The organism is Streptomyces sp. NPDC001219 (genome assembly GCF_053597915.1).
In genome coordinates this window covers 1-19487 of the sequence record NZ_JBSFJF010000105.1, presented here as the reverse complement: position 1 = coordinate 19487, position 19487 = coordinate 1, and the positions used below count along the sequence as shown (strand labels likewise).

General features: G+C 73.1%; 25 protein-coding genes. 5 read left to right on the top strand and 20 right to left on the bottom strand.

The genetic code is table 11. From position 1 onward, the window contains the following. Window positions 1–181 precede the first annotated feature (181 nt). From trpM to hisI, 7 genes are all read right to left on the bottom strand, one after another. Complete coding sequence (trpM, locus tag ACWC9R_RS34850; RefSeq protein WP_450737648.1) at window positions 182–472, bottom strand: tryptophan biosynthesis modulator TrpM; 291 nt, start codon at window positions 470–472, stop codon at window positions 182–184. 22 nt (window positions 473–494) lie between these two features. Continuing rightward, window positions 495–1304: an indole-3-glycerol phosphate synthase TrpC gene (gene trpC / locus ACWC9R_RS34845; protein ID WP_127150377.1), complete on the bottom strand. Its 810-nt coding sequence runs from the start codon at window positions 1302–1304 to the stop codon at window positions 495–497. Between the two features lie 175 nt (window positions 1305–1479). Next, window positions 1480–1920 carry a DUF2752 domain-containing protein gene (locus tag ACWC9R_RS34840; RefSeq protein WP_450737646.1) on the bottom strand — a complete coding sequence of 147 codons (441 nt, stop codon included), beginning with the start codon at window positions 1918–1920 and terminating at the stop codon, window positions 1480–1482. A gap of 164 nt (window positions 1921–2084) precedes the next feature. Next, entirely contained in the window at window positions 2085–2336 is a 252-nt protein-coding gene (locus ACWC9R_RS34835; protein ID WP_362610280.1) for an HGxxPAAW family protein, read from the bottom strand. Window positions 2337–2421: 85 nt separating this feature from the next. Next, window positions 2422–3087 (bottom strand): TIGR02234 family membrane protein, encoded by a 666-nt coding sequence (locus ACWC9R_RS34830; protein ID WP_450737644.1) that lies wholly within the window; start codon window positions 3085–3087, stop codon window positions 2422–2424. A gap of 55 nt (window positions 3088–3142) precedes the next feature. Next, a complete protein-coding gene (locus ACWC9R_RS34825; RefSeq protein WP_450737643.1) occupies window positions 3143–4687 on the bottom strand; it encodes an anthranilate synthase component I in 1545 nt (514 codons plus the stop codon). 10 nt (window positions 4688–4697) lie between these two features. Further along, window positions 4698–5087 carry a phosphoribosyl-AMP cyclohydrolase gene (gene hisI, locus ACWC9R_RS34820; RefSeq protein WP_450737642.1) on the bottom strand — a complete coding sequence of 130 codons (390 nt, stop codon included), beginning with the start codon at window positions 5085–5087 and terminating at the stop codon, window positions 4698–4700. Window positions 5088–5120: 33 nt separating this feature from the next. On the opposite strand from hisI, the gene ACWC9R_RS34815 reads away from it, so the two are divergent. Continuing rightward, window positions 5121–5264 carry a hypothetical protein gene (locus ACWC9R_RS34815; RefSeq protein ID WP_450737640.1) on the top strand — a complete coding sequence of 48 codons (144 nt, stop codon included), beginning with the start codon at window positions 5121–5123 and terminating at the stop codon, window positions 5262–5264. 33 nt (window positions 5265–5297) lie between these two features. On the opposite strand, the gene ACWC9R_RS34810 is transcribed toward ACWC9R_RS34815, so the two are convergent. Together ACWC9R_RS34810 and ACWC9R_RS34805 are read right to left on the bottom strand one after the other, a co-directional pair. Then, complete coding sequence (locus tag ACWC9R_RS34810) at window positions 5298–5930, bottom strand: TIGR03085 family metal-binding protein (protein WP_450737639.1); 633 nt, start codon at window positions 5928–5930, stop codon at window positions 5298–5300. Window positions 5931–6006: 76 nt separating this feature from the next. Continuing rightward, entirely contained in the window at window positions 6007–6903 is an 897-nt protein-coding gene (locus ACWC9R_RS34805; protein ID WP_450737637.1) for a LysR family transcriptional regulator, read from the bottom strand. 96 nt (window positions 6904–6999) lie between these two features. Here ACWC9R_RS34805 and ACWC9R_RS34800 point away from each other — a divergent pair, with 96 nt between their 5' ends. Genes ACWC9R_RS34800 through ACWC9R_RS34790 form a run of 3 tightly spaced genes read left to right on the top strand, consistent with a single transcriptional unit; the run spans window position 7000 to window position 10408 of the window. Continuing rightward, complete coding sequence (locus tag ACWC9R_RS34800; RefSeq protein ID WP_450737635.1) at window positions 7000–7707, top strand: succinate dehydrogenase; 708 nt, start codon at window positions 7000–7002, stop codon at window positions 7705–7707. Between the two features lie 2 nt (window positions 7708–7709). Beyond that, the gene (locus ACWC9R_RS34795; RefSeq protein ID WP_450737633.1) at window positions 7710–9668 is read left to right on the top strand and encodes a fumarate reductase/succinate dehydrogenase flavoprotein subunit; all 1959 of its coding nucleotides are present in this window, start codon (window positions 7710–7712) and stop codon (window positions 9666–9668) included. Continuing rightward, window positions 9665–10408, top strand: a complete 744-nt coding sequence (locus ACWC9R_RS34790) for a succinate dehydrogenase/fumarate reductase iron-sulfur subunit (protein WP_450737632.1) — start codon at window positions 9665–9667, stop codon at window positions 10406–10408. The genes ACWC9R_RS34795 and ACWC9R_RS34790 overlap by 4 nt, the downstream gene beginning before the upstream one ends. A gap of 1 nt (window position 10409) precedes the next feature. Here the strand turns inward: ACWC9R_RS34790 and ACWC9R_RS34785 are convergent, their stop codons facing one another. The 11 genes from ACWC9R_RS34785 to hisD all read right to left on the bottom strand — a co-directional run bounded on the left by ACWC9R_RS34785 (window position 10410) and on the right by hisD (window position 17481). After that, window positions 10410–11000: a nitrile hydratase subunit alpha gene (locus tag ACWC9R_RS34785; RefSeq protein WP_450737630.1), complete on the bottom strand. Its 591-nt coding sequence runs from the start codon at window positions 10998–11000 to the stop codon at window positions 10410–10412. Beyond that, entirely contained in the window at window positions 10997–11281 is a 285-nt protein-coding gene (locus ACWC9R_RS34780; protein WP_450737628.1) for an SH3-like domain-containing protein, read from the bottom strand. Before ACWC9R_RS34780 ends, ACWC9R_RS34785 begins: the two co-directional genes overlap by 4 nt. Beyond that, window positions 11274–11543 (bottom strand): hypothetical protein, encoded by a 270-nt coding sequence (locus ACWC9R_RS34775; protein ID WP_450737626.1) that lies wholly within the window; start codon window positions 11541–11543, stop codon window positions 11274–11276. The genes ACWC9R_RS34780 and ACWC9R_RS34775 overlap by 8 nt, the downstream gene beginning before the upstream one ends. A gap of 50 nt (window positions 11544–11593) precedes the next feature. Further along, on the bottom strand, window positions 11594–12358 hold the full coding sequence (hisF, locus tag ACWC9R_RS34770; protein ID WP_450737625.1) for an imidazole glycerol phosphate synthase subunit HisF: 765 nt from the start codon (window positions 12356–12358) through the stop codon (window positions 11594–11596). Next, a complete protein-coding gene (locus ACWC9R_RS34765) occupies window positions 12355–12762 on the bottom strand; it encodes a Rid family hydrolase (RefSeq protein ID WP_362601637.1) in 408 nt (135 codons plus the stop codon). The genes hisF and ACWC9R_RS34765 overlap by 4 nt, the downstream gene beginning before the upstream one ends. Before the next feature lie 21 nt (window positions 12763–12783). Further along, window positions 12784–13506, bottom strand: coding sequence for a bifunctional 1-(5-phosphoribosyl)-5-((5-phosphoribosylamino)methylideneamino)imidazole-4-carboxamide isomerase/phosphoribosylanthranilate isomerase PriA (gene priA / locus ACWC9R_RS34760; RefSeq protein ID WP_362602075.1), 723 nt, complete (start codon window positions 13504–13506; stop codon window positions 12784–12786). Window positions 13507–13514: 8 nt separating this feature from the next. Continuing rightward, window positions 13515–14165 (bottom strand): imidazole glycerol phosphate synthase subunit HisH, encoded by a 651-nt coding sequence (hisH, locus tag ACWC9R_RS34755; protein ID WP_393364561.1) that lies wholly within the window; start codon window positions 14163–14165, stop codon window positions 13515–13517. Further along, window positions 14162–14326, bottom strand: a complete 165-nt coding sequence (locus ACWC9R_RS34750; protein WP_450737622.1) for a hypothetical protein — start codon at window positions 14324–14326, stop codon at window positions 14162–14164. The genes hisH and ACWC9R_RS34750 overlap by 4 nt, the downstream gene beginning before the upstream one ends. 115 nt (window positions 14327–14441) lie before the next feature. Further along, window positions 14442–15035, bottom strand: a complete 594-nt coding sequence (gene hisB, locus ACWC9R_RS34745; RefSeq protein ID WP_450737620.1) for an imidazoleglycerol-phosphate dehydratase HisB — start codon at window positions 15033–15035, stop codon at window positions 14442–14444. Continuing rightward, window positions 15032–16150 (bottom strand): histidinol-phosphate transaminase, encoded by a 1119-nt coding sequence (locus ACWC9R_RS34740; protein WP_450737650.1) that lies wholly within the window; start codon window positions 16148–16150, stop codon window positions 15032–15034. Before ACWC9R_RS34740 ends, hisB begins: the two co-directional genes overlap by 4 nt. A gap of 8 nt (window positions 16151–16158) precedes the next feature. Further along, window positions 16159–17481 (bottom strand): histidinol dehydrogenase, encoded by a 1323-nt coding sequence (hisD, locus tag ACWC9R_RS34735; RefSeq protein WP_450737618.1) that lies wholly within the window; start codon window positions 17479–17481, stop codon window positions 16159–16161. Window positions 17482–17745: 264 nt separating this feature from the next. Here hisD and ACWC9R_RS34730 point away from each other — a divergent pair, with 264 nt between their 5' ends. Then, window positions 17746–19347, top strand: coding sequence for an oxidoreductase (locus tag ACWC9R_RS34730; RefSeq protein WP_450737616.1), 1602 nt, complete (start codon window positions 17746–17748; stop codon window positions 19345–19347). Window positions 19348–19487: the final 140 nt, after the last annotated feature.

The following is a 19487-nucleotide window of genomic DNA, read 5'->3' as shown; positions in this document are numbered from 1 at the left end:
CAGCCCGAAACCGATCACACCGTGGTCGGCGTTGCGCACCGCGAGACGGGCCAGCGTACCCCTCCCCCCTCTCCCCCTTCGGGGGAGGGGGCGGGGGTGGGTTCGGGGGTGGGGGGGTGAGCAGGCCGTCAGACGGCCGCAGCCTCCCCCAATTTCCCGGCGCCCGTACGGGGCCGGCGCGTCAGCGCGCGGGCCCCGCCCGCCATCGCCTGCCGTTGATCTGTCCCGGCTCGGAACCGATGTGATACCTGACCCGGCGCCCGTGGACCCGTCGTGCGGGTGCCCGGCAGCCCCGGTGCCACGGCGGCAGCGCACAGCGCTGCGGGGCGGGGCTGCGGCGCGGTGCGGATGGCACCCCGCGGACCGGCACCGGGCAGGGGACGCGGACGGCCGCCGCCCCGGCGCGCGCACCGGCCGGGCCCGGGTGCGGTACCCGGACCTGGCAGCGGAGGGCGGCTGCGGTGGCGGTCATGTCGGTGGGTGCTCCCGGCCGCTCAGGACCGGCCGTGCCGGATCGCCGGGTGGGAGCCCGCGGCGACCAGGTCGGAGACCGCGGTCTTGGGGTCCTTGCCGGTGACCAGGGACTCGCCGACCAGCACCGCGTCCGCGCCGTCGTTGGCGTAGGCGATCAGGTCGTGCGGGCCGCGCACACCGGACTCGGCGATCTTGACGATGTGGTCGGGGATCTCGGGGGCGACCCGGGCGAAGTTGCCGCGGTCGACCTCCAGGGTCTTCAGGTTGCGGGCGTTGACGCCGATGATCTTGGCGCCGGCGTCCACCGCGCGGGCGACCTCTTCCTCGTCGTGCACCTCGACCAGCGGCGTCAGTCCGATCGACTCGGCGCGCTCGATCAGCGAGACCAGCGCCTCCTGCTCCAGCGCGGAGACGATCAGCAGCGCGAGGTCGGCGCCGTAGGCACGGGCCTCCCACAGCTGGTAGGCGGTGACGATGAAGTCCTTGCGCAGGACGGGGATGTCGACCTTGGCGCGGACGGCCTCCAGGTCGGCCAGCGAACCGCCGAACTTGCGCTGCTCGGTGAGGACGGAGATGACGGCCGCGCCGCCCGCCTCGTAGTCGGCGGCCAGACCGGCCGGGTCGGCGATCGCGGCGAGCGCGCCCTTGGAGGGGCTGGAGCGCTTGACCTCGCAGATCACCGTGACGCTCTCGCCCTTGAGGGCGGCGACGCCGTCCTTCGCGGGGCGCGCCTTCTGGGCCCGTTCCTTCAGTTCGTCGAGGCCGACGCGCGCCTGCCGCTCTGCGAGGTCGGCGCGAACGCCGTCGATGATCTCGTCGAGCACACTCACGCGAGCGGCCTCCTTCGGGAGTGGGGGGCGGTGACCCGGACGAGTGGTTTCCTCCGGCACTCCGATGGTATCCGCCAAGGGGTGCGGGTCTCACATCCGGTGGACCGCGATCCCACGACCTGGACTTCTCCGGCTGCCGCGGGGCCGGTGGCAGCGGTTCCGTACCGCCACCGGGTCATGGCGCGAGCCCGCTGCCGAAGGGGAGGTTGCGGGCGAGGGTGAAGGCCAGCAGCAGGCCGCCCAGCGCCCACCAGTGGGCGGCCCGCGGCCGGGGACCCGGGGTGCGGCGCCCCCGGACCGCGTTGGCCAGCCAGAGCGCCCAGAACACCGCACAGACGGCGTACCCGGCCACCGCGAGGGCGTTGGCGCCCAGCGCCGCGAGGAGGTCGCCGTGTGCCACGGCGTGGGCGCTGCGCAGTCCGCCGCAGGCCGGGCAGTAGACGCCGGTGAGGTGCAGCAGCGGGCACACGGGGTAGTGGCCCGGCTCGTTGGGGTCGACGGCGCCGAGCACGGCGAAGGCGGCGGTGGCGGCGGCCAGCGCGCCCAGAGGGGCCGCGAGGCGGCGCGGCAGACCGCCGTGCGGGGCGGCGTGCGGCCGGGCCGTGGGTGGGCTCACGTGCCGATTGTCCGGCCGGATGCGCGAAGGCGCAGCTTCTCGGCCGCCGTACGGAACGGTCACGGACGGCGGGTACGGCACCTCGGTGCGTACGGGCCGGGAAGCGGCGCCTTCGAGGGGTGCTGCGGGAGTGGCGCCGGGCCCCGGCGCCACGGGAGCGGGGCTCAGCCCTCCTGCGGCTGGGCCTGCGCCTGTGCCTGCGGGCGGGGCTTGGCCGAGCGCTTGGGCTCCGAGCCCAGACCGGCCATCCGCATCAGACCGCCCACGAGGGCACCGAGGCCGATCAGCGCCATGCCGGCCCAGAAGCCGGGCACGTTGGCCAGCACGATGAAGGCTCCGGCGACGCAGAAGCCGATGAACGAGATGATGACGCCGGTCCAGGCGGCGGGGGTGTGTCCGTGGCCACTGCTCGACATGAATGCTCCTCGATGCTCTGACCGCGCCGGGTCCGGGCGCGATGATCCTCGTCGGCCATTGTCACCGATGCCGGGCGGAGCACCGTTACCGGGTCGGGTCCTCACCGCGGTCCAGGGACTTCCAGATGTCCTCGGGGCGGTCCAGGTCAGGCGGGGCCGGAGTCCGGCGCGGGCCGCGGGCGCCGCCGGGCGTGCGCTCGTATTTGCCCGACATCGCAGGCCAGTGGCGCCCGTACAGCAGCGCCAGCAGTCCGGCGACCAGCAGCAGCAGACCGCCGGCCGCGGCCACCCACGGCCATCCGGTGTGCGTGACGTGATGCACATCGGCGCCGGTCAGCCCGACCGCGGTGGCGGCCTTCTCGCGCAGCGCGGAGGTGTCGGAGTTGCCGAGGACGGCGGCGACGGTGATGCCCGCGCCGCTGAGCGTCAGCAGGGCGGCGACCGCGATCCGGCCGGCCCGGCGGACCGCGAAGACGGCGACCAGCGCGGCCAGGCCGACGACGGCCAGCGCGCCGGGCACTCCGGTCACGTCGGTGCCGGTCACCGTGCGCGGCAGCGCGCCCTGGGCCAGCACCGCGGAGCCCTGGGCCCAGGTGCGGCCGGAGGCCAGCAGCGCCAGGCCGGCGCCGGCCGCGCCGGTCAGCAGTGCCAGCGCGAGGCTGCGGTGCGCACGGCGCGCGGGCCGGGCCGGTGCGGGCCCGGCATCGCCCGGCGGCACGGTGTCGGTGGGGGTCTGGGATGCGGCACTCACGCGTACCACTATCGCGCACCGGCCGCCGGGGGCCGGTGCGCGGGGGTGGTGCGGGCTACCTGCCCAGGTGGTTGGCGGTGTGCACGGCCCGCAGCACCGCGGCCGCCTTGTTGCGGCATTCCGTGTCCTCGGCCGCCGGGTCGGAGTCGGCGACCACGCCGGCGCCCGCCTGGACGTAGGCGGTGCCGTCGCGCAGGAGGGCGGTGCGGATCGCGATGGCGGTGTCGGAGTCGCCGGCGAAGTCGAGGTAGCCGACGCAGCCGCCGTAGAGGCCGCGCCGGGTCGGCTCCAGCTCCTCGATGATCTGCAGGGCGCGCGGCTTGGGGGCGCCGGAGAGGGTGCCGGCGGGGAAGCAGGCGGTGAGCACGTCGAAGGCCGTGCGGTCCGCGGCGACCTTGCCGGTGACCGTCGAGACGATGTGCATCACGTGGCTGTAGCGCTCGACGGACATGAAGTCGACGACCTCGACGCTGCCCGGTTCGCAGACCCGGCCCAGGTCGTTGCGGCCCAGGTCGACCAGCATCAGATGCTCGGCGCGCTCCTTGGGGTCGGCCATCAGCTCGTCCGCCAGGGCCTGGTCCTCCTGGACGGAGGCGCCGCGCGGGCGGGTGCCGGCGATGGGGTGGACCATGGCCCGGCCGTCCTCGACCTTCACCAGCGCCTCGGGGCTGGAGCCGACCACGTCGAAGGCGCCGTCCTCGCCGCCGTCGGGGCCCTCGAAGCGGAAGAGGTACATGTACGGGCTGGGGTTGGTGGCCCGCAGCACCCGGTAGACGTCCAACGCGCCGGCCGTGCAGGGGGTTTCGAAGCGCTGGGAGGGCACGACCTGGAAGGCCTCACCGGCCCGGATGCGCTCCTTGATGTCCTCGACGGCGTCCTGGTAGGCCGCGCCGCCCCACTTGCCGGTGTACGGCGGGACCTCGGACGGCGGCAGCGCGGCGGTGCCGGCGGGCGCGGGCCGGGCGAGGTCGTCGGCCATGGTGTCCAGGCGGGCCACCGCGTCGGCGTAGGCCTCGTCGATACCGGTGTCGAGGTCGTTGTGGTTGATCGCGTTGGCGATCAGCAGGACCGTGCCGCTCCAGTGGTCGAGGACGGCGAGGTCGGAGGTGAGCAGCATGGTGAGTTCGGGCAGCCGGAGGTCGTCCTCGGTCCGCTCGCCGACCTTCTCCAGGCGGCGCACGATGTCGTAGCCGAGGTAGCCGACCATGCCGCCGGTGAACGGCGGGAGTCCCTCGCCCTCGATGAGGTCCCGGGGGGTGTGCAGGGTCTCGACGGTGGCGCGCAGGACGGCGAGCGGGTCGCCCTCGGTGGGCAGGCCGACGGGCGGGGTGCCGAGCCAGCGCGCCTGTCCGTCGCGGGTGGTGAGGGTGGCGGCGCTACGGACGCCGATGAAGGAGTAGCGCGACCACGTGCGGCCGTTCTCGGCGGATTCCAGGAGGAAGGTGCCGGGGCGCTCGGCGGCCAGTTTGCGGTAGAGCCCGACCGGTGTGTCGCCGTCCGCGAGCAGGCGCCGGGTGACGGGGATGACCCGCCGGTCCTTGGCGAGGGTGCGGAAGGTGTCGAGGTCCGGAAGGGCGGTGCCGGTGGTTCCCGTGGTCATGGCGCGGAGCCTACTGGTCCTGATCGTCGTGGGTGGCGAGAACGTCCGCGTCGAAGCAGGTGCGGTCGCCGGTGTGGCAGGCGGCGCCGACCTGGTCGACCCGGACCAGGACGGTGTCGGCGTCGCAGTCCAGGGCCACCGACTTCACGTGCTGGACGTGGCCGGAGGTGTCGCCCTTGACCCAGTACTCCTGGCGGCTGCGGGACCAGTACGTGCAGCGGCCGGTGGTGAGGGTGCGGTGCAGCGCCTCGTCGTCCATCCAGCCGAGCATCAGCACCTCGCCGGTGTCGTACTGCTGGGCGATGGCCGGGACCAGGCCGTCGGCGCCGCGCTTGAGGCGGGCGGCGATGGCGGGGTCGAGGGCGGGGGTGCTGTCCGTGGTGGTGGCGCGACTGCTCATGGTGTCCATTGTGCCGTGCGGCATCCTGCAGACATGCATCCTCAGCAGCCGTCCCCGCCGCCACCGCCGCCGGACCCGGACCGCGCCGCGCGGGTGGCGGCGCGGGTGCTGGGTGCGGTGTTCGCGGCGGCGGTGGTGGTGGCCGTGGTGGTCGCGGTGGTGGTGTGGCACGCGTAGGCCTGCCGGGCGGCGGGCTCACGAGCTGTGGGCTCACATGCCCAGCTTCGCCGCCCGCAGCCGCTCGATCGCTTCCTTGTCCCCGTCCAGCTCGACCTCGGCCACCTGCTGCCGGCCGAAGGCGAACATGGTCAGCTCGCCCGGCTCGCCGACGACCGTGACCACCGGGGTGCCGCGGTGGGCCACCGCCGTCCGCCCGTCCGGCCGCCGCAGCACCAGGCCCACCGGCGATTTCCGGCCCAGTACCCGGGCCATCCGCTCGATCCTGGCCCACAGGGCGTCCGCGAAAACGGGGTCCAGCTCCCGCGCGGACCAGTCAGGCTGGGCGCGCCGGACGTCCTCGGCGTGGACGTAGAACTCGACGGTGTTGGACGCCTCGTCGAGCTGCTTCAGCGCGAACGGCGACATCCGCGGCGGCCCGGTCCTGATCAGCCGGATCAGCTCCTCGTACGGCCGCCCGGCGAACTCCGCCTGCACCCGCTCCAGCCGGGCGGCCAGCGGCTTGACGAGCAGCCCGCCGGCCGCGTCGGCGCGCCGCTCGCGCACCACCACGTGCGCGGCCAGGTCCCGCGCGTTCCAGTTCTCGCACAGCGTCGGCGCCTCGGGGCCGGCACTCTCCAACAGGTCGGCGAGGAGGAGCCGTTCACGCTTCGCATGGGTCGACATGCGGCCAGCCTACGGCGGGCCCCGCGCCCCTGCCACGGGACCGCGCGCCGCGCCCGCACCGCTTCCCCCGGCCGGCTCAGGACGGGCCCGGGGCCACGTGCTCCATCAGGATGCGGGTCAGCTCCCGGGCGGCGCGCGGCGGGGAGACGTCGCCGCGGTGGGCGACGGAGACCACGCGGTGCATCCCGGGGGTCGAGAAGCGGGTGACGCGCAGGCCGGAGCGGGCGGCGACCATGCTGGGCACCACGGCGAGGCCCAGTCCGGCGCGGACGAAGCCGAGGACCGCGTCCATCTCGCCGCCCTCGACGGTGAAGACCGGTTCGAAGCCGGCCGCCCGGCACGCCGCGGTGGTGAATTCCCGCAGGTCGTAGCCGCGGCGGAACATGGCCAGCGGCCGGTCGCGGAGGTCTTCCACCCGGATGCGGGTGCGGCGGCCGGCGGGGGCGGGGCGGTCGGGCGCGGAGACCACGACGAGTTCCTCGCGCAGCAGCTCGGAGGTGGCCAGGGCGGGGGCCTGGCCGGGGAGCGGGGTGATGATCAGGGCCAGGTCCAGGGCGCCGTCGGCGAGCGCCCTGACCAGGTCCTGTGAACCGTCCTCGGTGACGAGCAGGTCCACGCCGGGGTAGCCGGCGTGGAAGGCGCGCAGGACGTCGGGGACGAGGCTGGCGCAGAGGCTGGGCGGGGCGCCGAGGCGGAGCCGGCCGCGGCGCAGCCGGGCGACCTCCTGGACCTCGCGGCGGGCGGTGTCGGCGTCGGCGAGGATGCGCCGGGCGAACGGCAGCAGGGTCTCCCCGGCGTCGGTGAGGGTGATGTGGCCGCGGGCCCGGTGGAACAGCTCGGCCCCCAACTCCCGCTCCAGGGAACGGATCTGCTGCGACAGGGAGGGCTGGGCGACATGCTCGCGTGCGGCGGCGCGGGTGAAGTGGCGGGTGTCGGCCACGGCGGTGAAGTACCGGAGCTGCTGGAGCTGCATGAGGGCCACGGTAGCGCTGTCGATAGGCAGCAGCTATGGAGATGAGCCGCATCATGTCTTGGACTGATGGGCGGGCCGGTCCCTACCGTCGGGCCCATGGCACTGGACACCCGGACGGACCGACGGCCGTCCTTCGCGGGCCTGCTGTGGCGCTCGACCGTCGGCAAGAAGACGGTGATGGCCGTCAGCGGCCTGGTCATGCTGCTCTACCTGGTCGTCCACATGATCGGGAATCTGAAGATCTTCTTCGGCCCGGACGAGTTCAACGGCTACGCCCACTGGCTGCGGGTGGCCGGCGCGCCGTTCATGCACCACGAGTGGACGCTGTGGCTGGTCCGGGTGGTCCTGGTGGCCGCCGTCGTCGCGCACGCCACCTCCGCCTACCAGCTCAGCCGCCGCGACCTCCGGGCCCGGCCGCACCGCTACGCGCACCGGCGGGCCCGCACCGGCTACGCCACCCGCACCATGCGCTGGGGCGGGATCATCCTCGGCCTGTTCGTCGTCTGGCACCTCCTCGACCTGACGACCGGCACCGTGCACACCGGCGGCTTCCAGTCCGGCCGTCCCTACCAGAACGTCGTCGACACCTTCTCGACCTGGTACGGCAACGTCATCTACTGCGTCGCGATGCTGGCGCTCGGGCTGCACATCCGGCACGGCTTCTGGAGCGCCGCACAGACCCTCGGCGTCGGCAGCCCGGCCCGTGAGCGCCTCCTCACAGCCCTCGCCCAGGTCCTCGCGCTGGCGCTGACCGCGGGCTTCGTCTCCGTACCCGTCGCCGTCATGACCGGAGTGGTGAGCTGAGCATGGCCCCGTACCCCGACTACACCGCCTACACGACCGGGGAGCCGGTCGCCGACACCAAGGCACCGGCCGGGCCGGTCGCCGGGCGCTGGGACACCCGGCGCTTCGAGGCGAAGCTCGTCAACCCCGCCAACCGCCGCAAGCACACCGTCATCGTGGTCGGCACCGGCCTCGCGGGCGGCTCGGCCGGCGCCACGCTCGCCGAACAGGGCTACCGCGTGGTGCAGTTCTGCTACCAGGACTCACCGCGGCGCGCGCACTCGATCGCCGCGCAGGGCGGCATCAACGCGGCGAAGAACTACCGCAACGACGGCGACTCCGTCCACCGGCTGTTCTACGACACCGTCAAGGGCGGTGACTTCCGGGCCCGCGAGTCCAACGTCCACCGGCTCGCGCAGATCTCCGTCGAGATCATCGACCAGTGCGTGGCCCAGGGCGTGCCCTTCGCGCGGGAGTACGGCGGTCTGCTCGACACCCGCTCCTTCGGCGGCGTCCAGGTGTCGCGGACCTTCTACGCCCGCGGCCAGACGGGCCAGCAGCTGCTGCTCGGCGCCTACCAGGCGCTGTCGCGGCAGATCGCCGTCGGGAACGTGGAGCTGCATCCGCGCACCGAGATGCTCGACCTGATCGTGATCGACGGCCGGGCCCGCGGGATCGTCGCCCGGGACCTGGTCACCGGGCGGATCGACACCTACGTCGCGGACGCCGTGGTCCTCGCGTCCGGCGGCTACGGCAACGTCTTCCACCTCTCGACGAACGCCATGAACTCCAACGCCACCGCCGTGTGGCGGGCGCACCGGCGCGGCGCCTACTTCGCCAACCCCTGCTTCACCCAGATCCACCCCACCTGCATCCCGCGCACCGGCGACCACCAGTCGAAGCTGACGCTGATGAGCGAGTCGCTGCGCAACGACGGCCGGATCTGGGTGCCGAAGGCCCGGGGCGACGGCCGGCCGCCCGCCGAGATCCCCGAGGACGAGCGCGACTACTACCTGGAGCGCGGCTACCCGTCGTTCGGCAACCTCGTGCCGCGGGACATCGCCTCCCGCGCCGCGAAGAACGTCTGCGACGAGGGCCGCGGCGTCGGCCCCGGCGGGCAGGGCGTCTACCTCGACTTCGCGGACGCCATCCGGCGCCTGGGCCGGGCGGCGGTCGAGGAGAAGTACGGCAACCTCTTCGACATGTACGCGCGGATCACCGCGGAGGACCCGTACGAGGTGCCGATGCGGATCTACCCCGCGGTGCACTACACGATGGGCGGGCTGTGGGTCGACTACGACCTGCAGACCACCGTCCCGGGCCTGTTCGCGGTCGGTGAGGCCAACTTCTCCGACCACGGGGCGAACCGGCTCGGCGCGTCCGCGCTCATGCAGGGGCTGGCCGACGGCTACTTCGTGCTGCCCGCCACCCTCAACGACTACCTGGCGCGCAACCCGCGGCACGACGAGGTCCGCGATGACCACCCGGCCCTCGCGGCGGCCGTGCGGGAGACCGAGGACCGGCTCGCGCGGCTGCTCGCCGTCGGCGGGGACCGTACGCCCGACTCCTTCCACCGCGAACTCGGCGGTCTGCTGTGGGAGTTCTGCGGTATGGCCCGCACCGAGGAGGGCCTGCGCAAGGCCCTCGACCGGATACCGCAGATCCGTGCGGAGTTCTGGCGGCGGCTCAAGGTGCCGGGCACCGGCGAGGAGTTCAACCAGTCCCTGGAGCGGGCCAACCGCCTCGTGGACTACCTGGAGCTCGCCGAGCTGATGTGCCTGGACGCCCTGCACCGCGCCGAGTCCTGCGGCGGCCACTTCCGCACCGAGTCGCAGACCCCGGACGGCGAGGCGGCGCGGCGGGACGGGGAGTTCTCGTACGCGGCCGCCTGGGAGTTCACCGGGACCGGCGAGGCGCCCGTCCTCCACAAGGAAGACCTGGTCTTCGAGTACGTCCACCCCACCCAGCGGAGCTACGCATGAGGCTCACCCTGCGCGTCTGGCGCCAGCAGAACGCCGACGCCGACGGCGCCCTGTCCACCTACGAGGTCGACGGCATCTCGCCGGACATGTCGTTCCTGGAGATGCTCGACACCCTCAACGAGGAGCTGACCCTCGACGGCGACGACCCGGTCGCCTTCGACCACGACTGCCGCGAGGGCATCTGCGGCGCCTGTTCGCTGGTCATCAACGGCGAGGCGCACGGCCCGGAGCGGACCACGACCTGTCAGCTGCACATGCGGTCCTTCCGGGACGGCGACACCATCGACATCGAGCCGTGGCGCGCCGCGGCGTTCCCGGTCGTCAAGGACCTGGTCGTCGACCGCTCCGCCTTCGACCGGATCATCCAGGCGGGCGGCTACGTCACCGTGCCGACGGGGGCGGCGCCGGAGGCCCATGCGACGCCGGTGCCGAAGGCGGCCGCCGACGCCGCGTTCGAGCACGCCGAGTGCATCGGCTGCGGCGCCTGCGTGGCGGCCTGCCCGAACGGCGCCGCGATGCTGTTCACCTCCGCCAAGGTGAACCACCTCAACGTGCTGCCGCAGGGCGCGCCGGAGCGGGAGACCCGGGTGCTGGACATGGTGGCGCGGATGGACGAGGAGGGCTTCGGCGGCTGCACCCTCGCCGGTGAGTGCGCCACCGCCTGCCCCAAGGGCATCCCGCTGTTCAGCATCACGGCGATGAACCGCGAGTTCCTGCGGGCGGCGCGGAAGCGCGGCTGAGTCAGACCGCGGCGGTCCCGATGAGCCCCTCCCGGGTGACCAGCGCGGCCAGCTCCGGCTCGCTGTGCCCCTCGGTGCCCGCGGGCCGCCGCGGCAGGACCAGGTAGCGGCTCTCCGCACTGGAGTCCCACACCGTGATCGCGGTGTCGTCCGGCAGCTCCAGCCCGAACTCGGCCAGGACGGCGCGGGGTTCGCGCACCACCCGGGAGCGGTAGGCCTCGCTCTTGTACCAGGACGGCGACGGCCCCAGCAGCCCCACCGGATAGCAGGAGCACAGCGTGCACACGAGGACGTGGTGCGTGGTGGCGGTGTTCTCGACGACCCTGAGCCGCTGCTCCTTGATACCGCCCGCCATCGACAGCCCCACCTCGGGCAGCGCCGCGTTCGCGTCGGCCAGCAGCCGCTCCCGGAACCCCGGGTCGGTCCAGGCCCGCGCCGCGATCCGGGCCCCGTTGACCGGCGAGGCGCCCTTCAGCATCGCGGCCAGCGCCGCGTCCAGCTGCGCCTCGGTGACCACCCCGCCCTCGACCAGCCGGGCCTCCAGCCGCCTGACCCGCGCCGCCACCGGTGCGCTCGTGTGCTCGCCGCTCATGCCCCGTCCTCCCGTACCCGCTCGATGTACGACTCCCAGAGGTCGACCGTGACCTCGTGACCGCCCTCGCCCCACAGGTCGCCCGCGGCGAAGGCCACGGTGTAGACGGGCTCGACCCGCGGTGCGTCGACGCCCGCCGCGCACTCGTCCGCGAGCGGCCAGCGCCCCTGGCACTCGACGATCCGCCCCAGCTGTCCGCGCACGTACCGCGGCACCCGGGTGTGCCCCGCCGGGTCGACGGCGCGCACCCGCACCCGCTCCCCCGCCCGGAACTCAGCCATCGCCGAGCAGCCCCCGTTCGGCGAGCAGGGTCTCGATCGCGTGGAGCCAGCGCTCGTAGTACGACGCCGCCAGATACTCCTGCGGGGCCATCCGCTCGACGGCGTCGCGGAACTCGTCGAGGCGGTAGACCCCGTTCCGCACCAGCACGGAGTTCAGCGCGAACACCCGCGCCTCCCAGTCCGCGTGGAACGGCGGTTCGTCCGCCTCGATCTCCAGCGCCCCGAACCCGGCCTGGCCACCCACGTCGTTGACACGGCTCATGGCGGAAGCCTAGGGCCTGTCGTGTGGATCAGGCCCCAGGATCACCGCGGTCAGCGCACCGGGTGACCCGCGCCCCGCAGGGCGTCCTTGACCTGGGAGATCCGCAGGTCGCCGAAGTGGAAGACGGAGGCGGCCAGGACCGCGTCGGCGCCGGCGGCGACGGCCGGGGCGAAGTCGTCGAGCCGGCCGGCGCCGCCGGAGGCGATCACCGGGATACGGACGTGCTTGCGGACCGCCTCGATCATCGCGACGTCGTAGCCGTCCTTGGTGCCGTCGGCGTCCATGGAGTTGAGCAGGATCTCGCCGGCGCCCAGCTCGGCGGCGCGGTGCGCCCATTCGACGGCGTCGATGCCGGTGCCGCGGCGGCCGCCGTGGGTGGTGACCTCGTAGCCGGACGGCGTTCCCGCGTCGGTGCGGCGGGCGTCGACCGAGAGCACCAGGACCTGACTGCCGAAGCGCTCGGCGATCTCCCGGATCACGTCGGGGCGGGCGATGGCGGCGGTGTTGACCCCGACCTTGTCGGCGCCGGCCCGCAGCAGCTTGTCGACGTCCTCGGGGGTGCGGACGCCACCGCCGACCGTCAGCGGGATGAAGACCTGCTCGGCGGTGCGGCGGACCACGTCGTAGGTGGTCTCGCGGTCGCCGGAGGAGGCGGTGATGTCGAGGAAGGTCAGCTCGTCGGCGCCCTCGTCCCCGTAGACCTTCGCCATCTCGACCGGGTCGCCGGCGTCCCGCAGGTTCTGGAAGTTGACGCCCTTGACGACCCGGCCGTTGTCGACGTCCAGGCAAGGGATGACTCGGACCGCCAGGGTCATGTCGGTTCAGGCCTCTCTGACAGTTCTCGGAAAGCTTCCAGCTCTACTTCGACCAGGACGCGGGAGTCGGCGAAGCCGGAGACCACGACCAGGGTCGAGGCGGGCGGCGCGGCAGCGAACAGCTCCCGGTGGGCGCGGCCGGCCGCGTCCACGTCGCGTAGATGGGTGAGGTACAGACGGGTGCGGAGGACCGCTTCGGCGCCGAGGCCGAAGGGGGTCAGGGCCTCCAGCGCGTTGGAGAGGGCGGTCCTGGTCTGCACATAGGGGTCGCCCTCCCCCTGGAGGACGCCGTCGACCAGGGGCATCGTGCCGGCGACCAGGACCCGGTCGCCGGCCGCCACGGCGCGTGCGAAGCCGATCTTCTCTTCCCAGGAACCGCCGGTCCGTACGCGCTCGATGGTCATCACGCCGCCTTTCGTTCGCCGTTACGACACTGCTGCCAGCGCCTCTTCGAGGGTGAAGGCCTTCGCATAGAGCGCCTTGCCGACGATCGCGCCCTCCACACCTTCGGGCACCAGGGTGGCGAGTGCCCGCAGGTCGTCGAGCGAGGAGACACCGCCGGAGGCGACGACCGGGCGGTCGGTGGCGGCGCAGACGTTGCGCAGCAGCTCCAGGTTGGGGCCCTGGAGGGTGCCGTCCTTGTTGATGTCGGTGACGACGTAGCGGGCGCAGCCCTCGGCGTCGAGGCGGGCCAGCGTCTCGTAGAGGTCGCCGCCGTCGCGGGTCCAGCCGCGGCCGCGCAGCGTGGTGCCGCGGACGTCCAGACCCACCGCGATCTTGTCACCGTGCTCGGCGATGACCTTGGCGACCCACTCGGGGGTCTCCAGGGCGGCGGTGCCGAGGTTGACCCGGCGGCAGCCGGTGGCGAGGGCGGCGGCGAGCGAGGCGTCGTCGCGGATGCCGCCGGACAGCTCCACCTTGATGTCCATGGAGCGGGCGACCTCGGCGATCTGCGCGCGGTTGTCGCCGGTGCCGAAAGCGGCGTCGAGGTCGACGAGGTGCAGCCACTCGGCGCCGGACCGCTGCCAGGCGAGGGCCGCCTCCAGCGGGTCGCCGTAGGAGGTCTCGGAGCCGGACTCGCCGTGGACGAGGCGGACGGCCTGGCCGTCGCGGACGTCGACGGCGGGGAGGAGTTCGAGCTTCGGCATCAGGGGGCTCACAGGGTGTTGATCCAGTTGGTCAGGAGCTGGGCGCCGGCGTCGCCGGACTTCTCGGGGTGGAACTGGGTGGCCCACAGCGGGCCGTTCTCGACCGCGGCCACGAAGGGCTCGCCGTGCGTGGCCCAGGTGACCCTGGGCGCGGCGATGTGCGGGTTGGTGCTCTCCAGCTCCCAGTCGTGCACCGCGTAGGAGTGCACGAAGTAGTAGCGGGCGTCGGCGGGCAGACCGGCGAAGAGCTGCGAGCCCTCGGCGGCGTCGACGGTGTTCCAGCCCATGTGCGGGACGATGTCGGCCTTCAGCGGGCCGACCGTGCCGGGCCACTCGTCCAGGCCCTCGGTCTCCACACCGTGCTCGATGCCGCGGCCGAAGAGGATCTGCATACCGACGCAGATGCCCATGACAGGTCGGCCGCCGGCCAGCCGGCGGCCGACGAGCCAGTCACCGCGGGCCTCCTTCAGCCCGGCCATGCAGGCGGCGAACGCGCCGACGCCGGGGACCAGCAGCCCCTCGGCGTTCATCGCCCGGTCGTAGTCCCGGGTGATCTCCACGTCGGCGCCGACGTGCGCCAGGGCGCGCTCGGCGGAGCGGACGTTGCCGAAGCCGTAGTCGAAGACGACGACCTTCTTACGGGGTGCCGAGGCGGTCAACTCCACACCCCCAGCCGCAGGACGCCGGCGGCCAGGCACATCGCCGAGCCGATGGACAGCAGCACGATCAGGCTCTTGGGCAGCTCCTGCTTCCAGAAGGAGTAGACGCCGCCGAGAAGGAAGAGCCCGACCAGAATGAAGACGGTGGACAGGCCGCTCACTGCATCCTCCGGTTCTCCCCCAGACTCCGTCCGGGGGCACCCCCATCTCCGCCCGCGCGGCGCAGAGGTGCGGGCATCGTGGTCGTCTGCGGCCCGGCGGCCACGCGTGCGTCGCTCACAGGGCTCCCTTGGTGGAAGGGATGATCCCGGCCGCGCGCGGGTCGCGCTCGCTGGCGTAGCGCAGGGCGCGGGCCAGCGCCTTGAACTGGCACTCCACGATGTGGTGGGCGTTGCGGCCGTACGGCACGTGGATGTGCAGCGCGATCTGTGCCTGGGCGACGAAGGACTCGAAGATGTGCCGGGTCATCGTCGTGTCGTAGGCGCCGATCATCGGCGCCATGTTCTCCGGCTCGGTGTGCACCAGGTAGGGGCGGCCGGAGAGGTCGACGGTCACCTGGGCGAGCGACTCGTCCAGGGGGACGGTGCAGTTGCCGAAGCGGTAGATCCCGGACTTGTCGCCGAGGGCCTGCTTGAAGGCGGCGCCCAGGGCGAGGGCGGTGTCCTCGATGGTGTGGTGGGTGTCGATGTGCAGATCGCCGTCGGTCTTGACCTTGAGGTCGAACAGACCGTGCCGGCCGAGCTGGTCGAGCATGTGGTCGTAGAAGCCGACCCCGGTCGAGACCTGCACGTCCCCCGTGCCGTCGAGATCGATCTCGACGAGTACGGACGTCTCCTTCGTCGTGCGCTCCACGCGTCCTACGCGGGTCATCGCTTGCTCTCCTTCAGTACTGCGCGAACCGCGTCGAGGAACGCGTCGTTCTCGGCCGGGGTGCCGGCGGTGACCCGCAGCCAGCCCGGTACGCCGTTGTCACGGACCAACACGCCGTGGTCGAGGATCGCCTGCCAGGTGGCGTGCGCGTCCTCGAAGAGGCCGAACTGCACGAAGTTGGCGTCGGAGTCGACGACCTGGCAGCCGGCCGCCCGCAGCTCGTCGACCAGGCGGTCCCGCTCGGTCTTGAGCTGCTCGACGTACTTCAGGAGCGTGTCGGTGTGCTCCAGCGCGGCCAGTGCGGTGGCCTGGGTGACGGACGAGAGGTGGTACGGGAGCCGGACCAGCTGCACCGCGTCGACCACGGCGGGGTCGGCGGCCAGGTAGCCCAGCCGCAGTCCGGCGGCGCCGAACGCCTTGGACATCGTGCGGGAGACCACCAGGTTCGGCCGGCCCTCGATCAGCGGCAGCAGCGAGGGCCGGTGGCTGAACTCGCCGTAGGCCTCGTCGACCACCACCAGGGCCCCGGCGCCGTCGGCGCGGGCCGCCTGCGCGGCGTCGTACAGCGCCAGCACCGTCGCCGCCTCGACGGCGGTGCCGGTGGGGTTGTTCGGCGAGCAGACGAAGACCACGTCGGGCCGCTGCTCGGCGATGGTCGCGACGGCCGCCTCCACGTCGATGGTGAAGTCGTCGTTGCGCGGGCCGGAGATCCAGCCGGTGCCCGTGCCGCGGGAGATCAGCCCGTGCATCGAGTAGGACGGCTCGAAGCCGAGGGCGGTGCGGCCGGGGCCGGCGAAGGTCTGCAGCAGCTGCTGGAGGACCTCGTTGGAACCGTTGGCGGCCCACACCTGGTCCTTGGTGACCTCGTGGCCGGCGGTGCGGGTGAGGTAGCGGGCCAGCTCGGTGCGCAGCTCGACCGCGTCCCGGTCGGGGTAGCGGTTGAGTTCCCTGGCGGCCTCGGTCACCCGCTCGGCGATCCGCCGGACCAGCGGCTCGGGCAGCGGGTAGGGGTTCTCGTTGGTGTTCAGCCGCACCGGGACGTCCAGCTGCGGCGCGCCGTAGGGGGACTTGCCGCGCAGCTCGTCCCGGATGGGGAGGTCGTCGATACGGGTCACGTGCCTGCTCACTTGCTCTGCGGGACCTTCCATCCGAACCTGGCCTTCAGCGCGGCGCCGTGGGCCGGGAGGTCCTCGGCCTCGGCGAGGGTCACCACGTGGTGGGCGACCTCGGCCAGCGCGTCCCGCGAGTAGTCCACGACATGGATGCCGCGCAGGAAGGACTGCACGGACAGCCCGGAGGAGTGGCAGGCGCAGCCGCCGGTGGGCAGGACGTGGTTGGAGCCGGCGCAGTAGTCGCCGAGCGAGACCGGGGCGTACGGGCCGACGAAGACCGCGCCGGCGTTGCGGACCCGGGCGGCGACGGCGGTGGCGTCGGCGGTCTGGATCTCCAGGTGTTCGGCGCCGTAGGCGTCCACGACCTTGAGGCCCTCGTCGACACCGTCGACCAGGACGGTCGCGGACTGCCGGCCGGCCAGCGCCTCGGTGATCCGCTCGATGTGCTTGGTCGCCGCGACCTGCCGCTTGAGCGCCTCGTCGACGGCGTCGGCCAGCTCGGCGGAGTCGGTGACCAGGACGGCGGCGGCGAGGGTGTCGTGCTCGGCCTGGCTGATCAGGTCGGCGGCGACGTGCTCGGGGTCGGCGGTGGCGTCCGCGAGCACCGCGATCTCGGTCGGGCCGGCCTCGGCGTCGATGCCGATCCGGCCCTTGAGCAGGCGCTTGGCGGAGGCGACGTAAATGTTGCCGGGGCCCGTGACGAGGTTGACCGGCAGGCACTCGTCGGTGCCGTAGGCGAACATCGCGATGGCCTGGGCGCCGCCGGCCGCGTAGACCTCGTCGACCCCGAGCAGGGCGCAGGCGGCGAGGATGGTCGGGTGCGGCCGGCCGCCGAACTCCTTCTGCGGCGGGGAGGTCACGGCGATGCCCTCGACACCGGCCTCCTGCGCCGGGACGACGTTCATGACCACCGAGGACGGGTAGACCGCGAGGCCGCCGGGGACATAGAGGCCCACCCGCTCGACCGGCACCCAGCGCTCGGTGACCGTGCCGCCGGGGACGACCTTGGTGGTGACGTCCGTGCGGCGCTGTTCGCGGTGGACGATCCGGGCGCGCCGGATGGACTCCTCCAGGGCGGCGCGGACGGCCGGGTCCAGTTCCGCGAGCGCGCTCCGCAGGGCCTCGGCGGGCACCCGTACCCGCTCGATCTCGACACCGTCGAACCGCCGCGCGTACTCGATCAGCGCCGCGGTGCCCCGATGGCGCACGTCCTCGCAGATGGGCCGCACCTTCTCCAGGGCGGCTTCCACGTCGAACTCGGCACGGGGCAGCAGGTCGCGCAGGGCGCCGCCCTCGGGAAGGGCGTCACCGCGCAGATCGATTCGGGAGATCACGCCCCCAGTGTCTCAGACCCGCTCCGGCGGCCGAGCGGCCGTATCACTCAGTGATACACAGCGGAGCACACCCCGGACGCACCGTGACCCGGCCGTTCGAAGTTGACCGGAGTTGGCCCTGACCGCGCGTGTTCAAGCAGTCACGGGGCGGGCAAGGGCCACACGACGGCGTACGGGGAGACCTGACGGGACGCGGCACGACCACCGCGCACAGTGCGTCCGGACAGGTCGCGACACACCACGGGAGAGCAAGGGGGACCCACAGTGACCGAACCCGCGGACGGCGACGCGCCCGCCGAGCTGCAGCTGACCTCCGCGGAATGGAGCATGTGGCAGGCCTTCCGCAACGGCAGCACCTGCGATCTGCACACCGGCGATCCGGCCAGGGACGATCCGCACGGACAGCACCTGTGGGGCCCGGAGCGCCGGGTGCGGGGCCGGGTGGTGGCACTGCTGCTGCTCGACGGGCCGCCCCCGCAGCCGGGCCGGGTGTCCGCGCTCAAGCTCACCGGTGCGTACATCACGGACACTCTCGACGTCGCGGGCGGTGCGATCAAGCCATTCGTGGAGCTGCGGGACTGCCGTTTCGAGGCCGAGGTGGTGCTCCCGGAGAGCCGGTTCACCACCCTGCGGCTGGTGAACTGCGCGATACCCCGGGTGGAGGCGGCCCGGCTGCAGACCGAGGGCGACCTCCACCTGCCGCGCTGTGTGGTGCAGTCCGGCATCCGGCTCACCGACGCCCACATCGGCACGGACCTGATGCTGAACCAGACCGTGGTGCACAAGGACCGGCAGGGCCGGTCGATCATGGCGGACGGGCTGACCGTCACCCAGGACCTCCAGGCCGAGATGCTGGAGTCCTACGGGGAGCTGTCGCTGCGCGGCGCCACCATCGGCGTGTCGCTGAGCCTGCGCGGCAGCCGGCTGAGCAACCCCTTCGGCCGCCGGGCGCTGAACGCCCCGCAGCTGACCGTCGAGCGCACCTTCTACCTGACCGCCGCCGGGCTGCCCAACTCCCCCTTCTCCAGCGGCGCCACTCCCCCGTACGGCACCACCTACACCCCCGCGCGCGGCACCCGAGTGCAGCGCTTCGAGTGCGAGGGCGGGATGCGGCTGGACGACGGGCGGTTCGGCGACGCGGTCGACTTCGAGCACGCCCGGTTCATCATGGAGTCCGACCAGGAGCTGTCGCTGCGCCGCATCCAGACGCCCGAGCTGCGGTTCCTCGGTGAGCGCCCGCAGCGCGGCCGGGTGATCCTCTCCGGCGCCCGGGTGGTCAACCTCGTCGACAAGTCGGCCAGCTGGCCGGGCCTGGGCGGGCTGTGGATGGCCGGCTTCGCCTACGAGACGCTGATCCCGCGCGGCCACTTCCCGCTCGCGCTGCGGCTCCAGTGGGTGGCCGCGGCGACTCCCGAGTACGCACCCGAGCCGTACGAGATGCTCGCCGCCTCGCTGCGCACCACCGGTGAGGACGCCGACGCCCGCGAGGTACTGCTGGCCAAGCAGCGGCGGCGGCGCGAGACGCTGCCGCTGGCGGCTAAGGCCTGGGGGTTCCTCCAGGACTGGACGGTGGCCTACGGCTACCGCCCGGGGCGGGCCGCGGTGTGGATGGCCATCCTGTGGGCGATCGGCACGATCTACTTCTCGATGGCCCCGCCGCCGCCCCTCAAGGCGGGCGAGGCCCCGCCCTGGAATCCGTACCTCTACGCCCTCGACCTGCTGCTGCCGGTGATAGACCTCAACCAGAGCGCCGCCTGGAAACCGGACGGCGGGGCACAGTGGGCGGCCGCGGTACTCATCCTGGCCGGCTGGGTACTGGCCACGACGGTCGCCGCCGGCGCGTCACGCCTACTGCGGCGGCAATAGCCGACCCACCACAACCGACAAGACACACCCGCCCACCGACGCGCACCCCCACCCACCGTTTTTCCCATCCCCCAACGGGAGGTTACGGGCCTGCGCGGGTGGGGGTGTCCGGACGTAAAGCGAAGCAGTCCGGACACCCC

What these genes read in the sequence shown, in the direction of transcription:
- trpM (WP_450737648.1), bottom strand. Translation starts at nt 472, where the DNA reads ATGACCGCCACCGCAGCCGCCCTCCGCTGCCAGGTCCGGGTACCGCAC.
- ACWC9R_RS34835 (WP_362610280.1), bottom strand. Translation starts at nt 2,336, where the DNA reads ATGTCGAGCAGTGGCCACGGACACACCCCCGCCGCCTGGACCGGCGTC.
- ACWC9R_RS34825 (WP_450737643.1), bottom strand. Translation starts at nt 4,687, where the DNA reads ATGACCACGGGAACCACCGGCACCGCCCTTCCGGACCTCGACACCTTC.
- hisI (WP_450737642.1), bottom strand. Translation starts at nt 5,087, where the DNA reads ATGAGCAGTCGCGCCACCACCACGGACAGCACCCCCGCCCTCGACCCC.
- ACWC9R_RS34815 (WP_450737640.1), top strand. Translation starts at nt 5,121, where the DNA reads ATGCATCCTCAGCAGCCGTCCCCGCCGCCACCGCCGCCGGACCCGGAC.
- ACWC9R_RS34810 (WP_450737639.1), bottom strand. Translation starts at nt 5,930, where the DNA reads ATGTCGACCCATGCGAAGCGTGAACGGCTCCTCCTCGCCGACCTGTTG.
- ACWC9R_RS34805 (WP_450737637.1), bottom strand. Translation starts at nt 6,903, where the DNA reads ATGCAGCTCCAGCAGCTCCGGTACTTCACCGCCGTGGCCGACACCCGC.
- ACWC9R_RS34800 (WP_450737635.1), top strand. Translation starts at nt 7,000, where the DNA reads ATGGCACTGGACACCCGGACGGACCGACGGCCGTCCTTCGCGGGCCTG.
- ACWC9R_RS34795 (WP_450737633.1), top strand. Translation starts at nt 7,710, where the DNA reads ATGGCCCCGTACCCCGACTACACCGCCTACACGACCGGGGAGCCGGTC.
- ACWC9R_RS34790 (WP_450737632.1), top strand. Translation starts at nt 9,665, where the DNA reads ATGAGGCTCACCCTGCGCGTCTGGCGCCAGCAGAACGCCGACGCCGAC.
- ACWC9R_RS34785 (WP_450737630.1), bottom strand. Translation starts at nt 11,000, where the DNA reads ATGAGCGGCGAGCACACGAGCGCACCGGTGGCGGCGCGGGTCAGGCGG.
- ACWC9R_RS34780 (WP_450737628.1), bottom strand. Translation starts at nt 11,281, where the DNA reads ATGGCTGAGTTCCGGGCGGGGGAGCGGGTGCGGGTGCGCGCCGTCGAC.
- ACWC9R_RS34775 (WP_450737626.1), bottom strand. Translation starts at nt 11,543, where the DNA reads ATGAGCCGTGTCAACGACGTGGGTGGCCAGGCCGGGTTCGGGGCGCTG.
- hisF (WP_450737625.1), bottom strand. Translation starts at nt 12,358, where the DNA reads ATGACCCTGGCGGTCCGAGTCATCCCTTGCCTGGACGTCGACAACGGC.
- ACWC9R_RS34765 (WP_362601637.1), bottom strand. Translation starts at nt 12,762, where the DNA reads ATGACCATCGAGCGCGTACGGACCGGCGGTTCCTGGGAAGAGAAGATC.
- priA (WP_362602075.1), bottom strand. Translation starts at nt 13,506, where the DNA reads ATGCCGAAGCTCGAACTCCTCCCCGCCGTCGACGTCCGCGACGGCCAG.
- hisB (WP_450737620.1), bottom strand. Translation starts at nt 15,035, where the DNA reads ATGACCCGCGTAGGACGCGTGGAGCGCACGACGAAGGAGACGTCCGTA.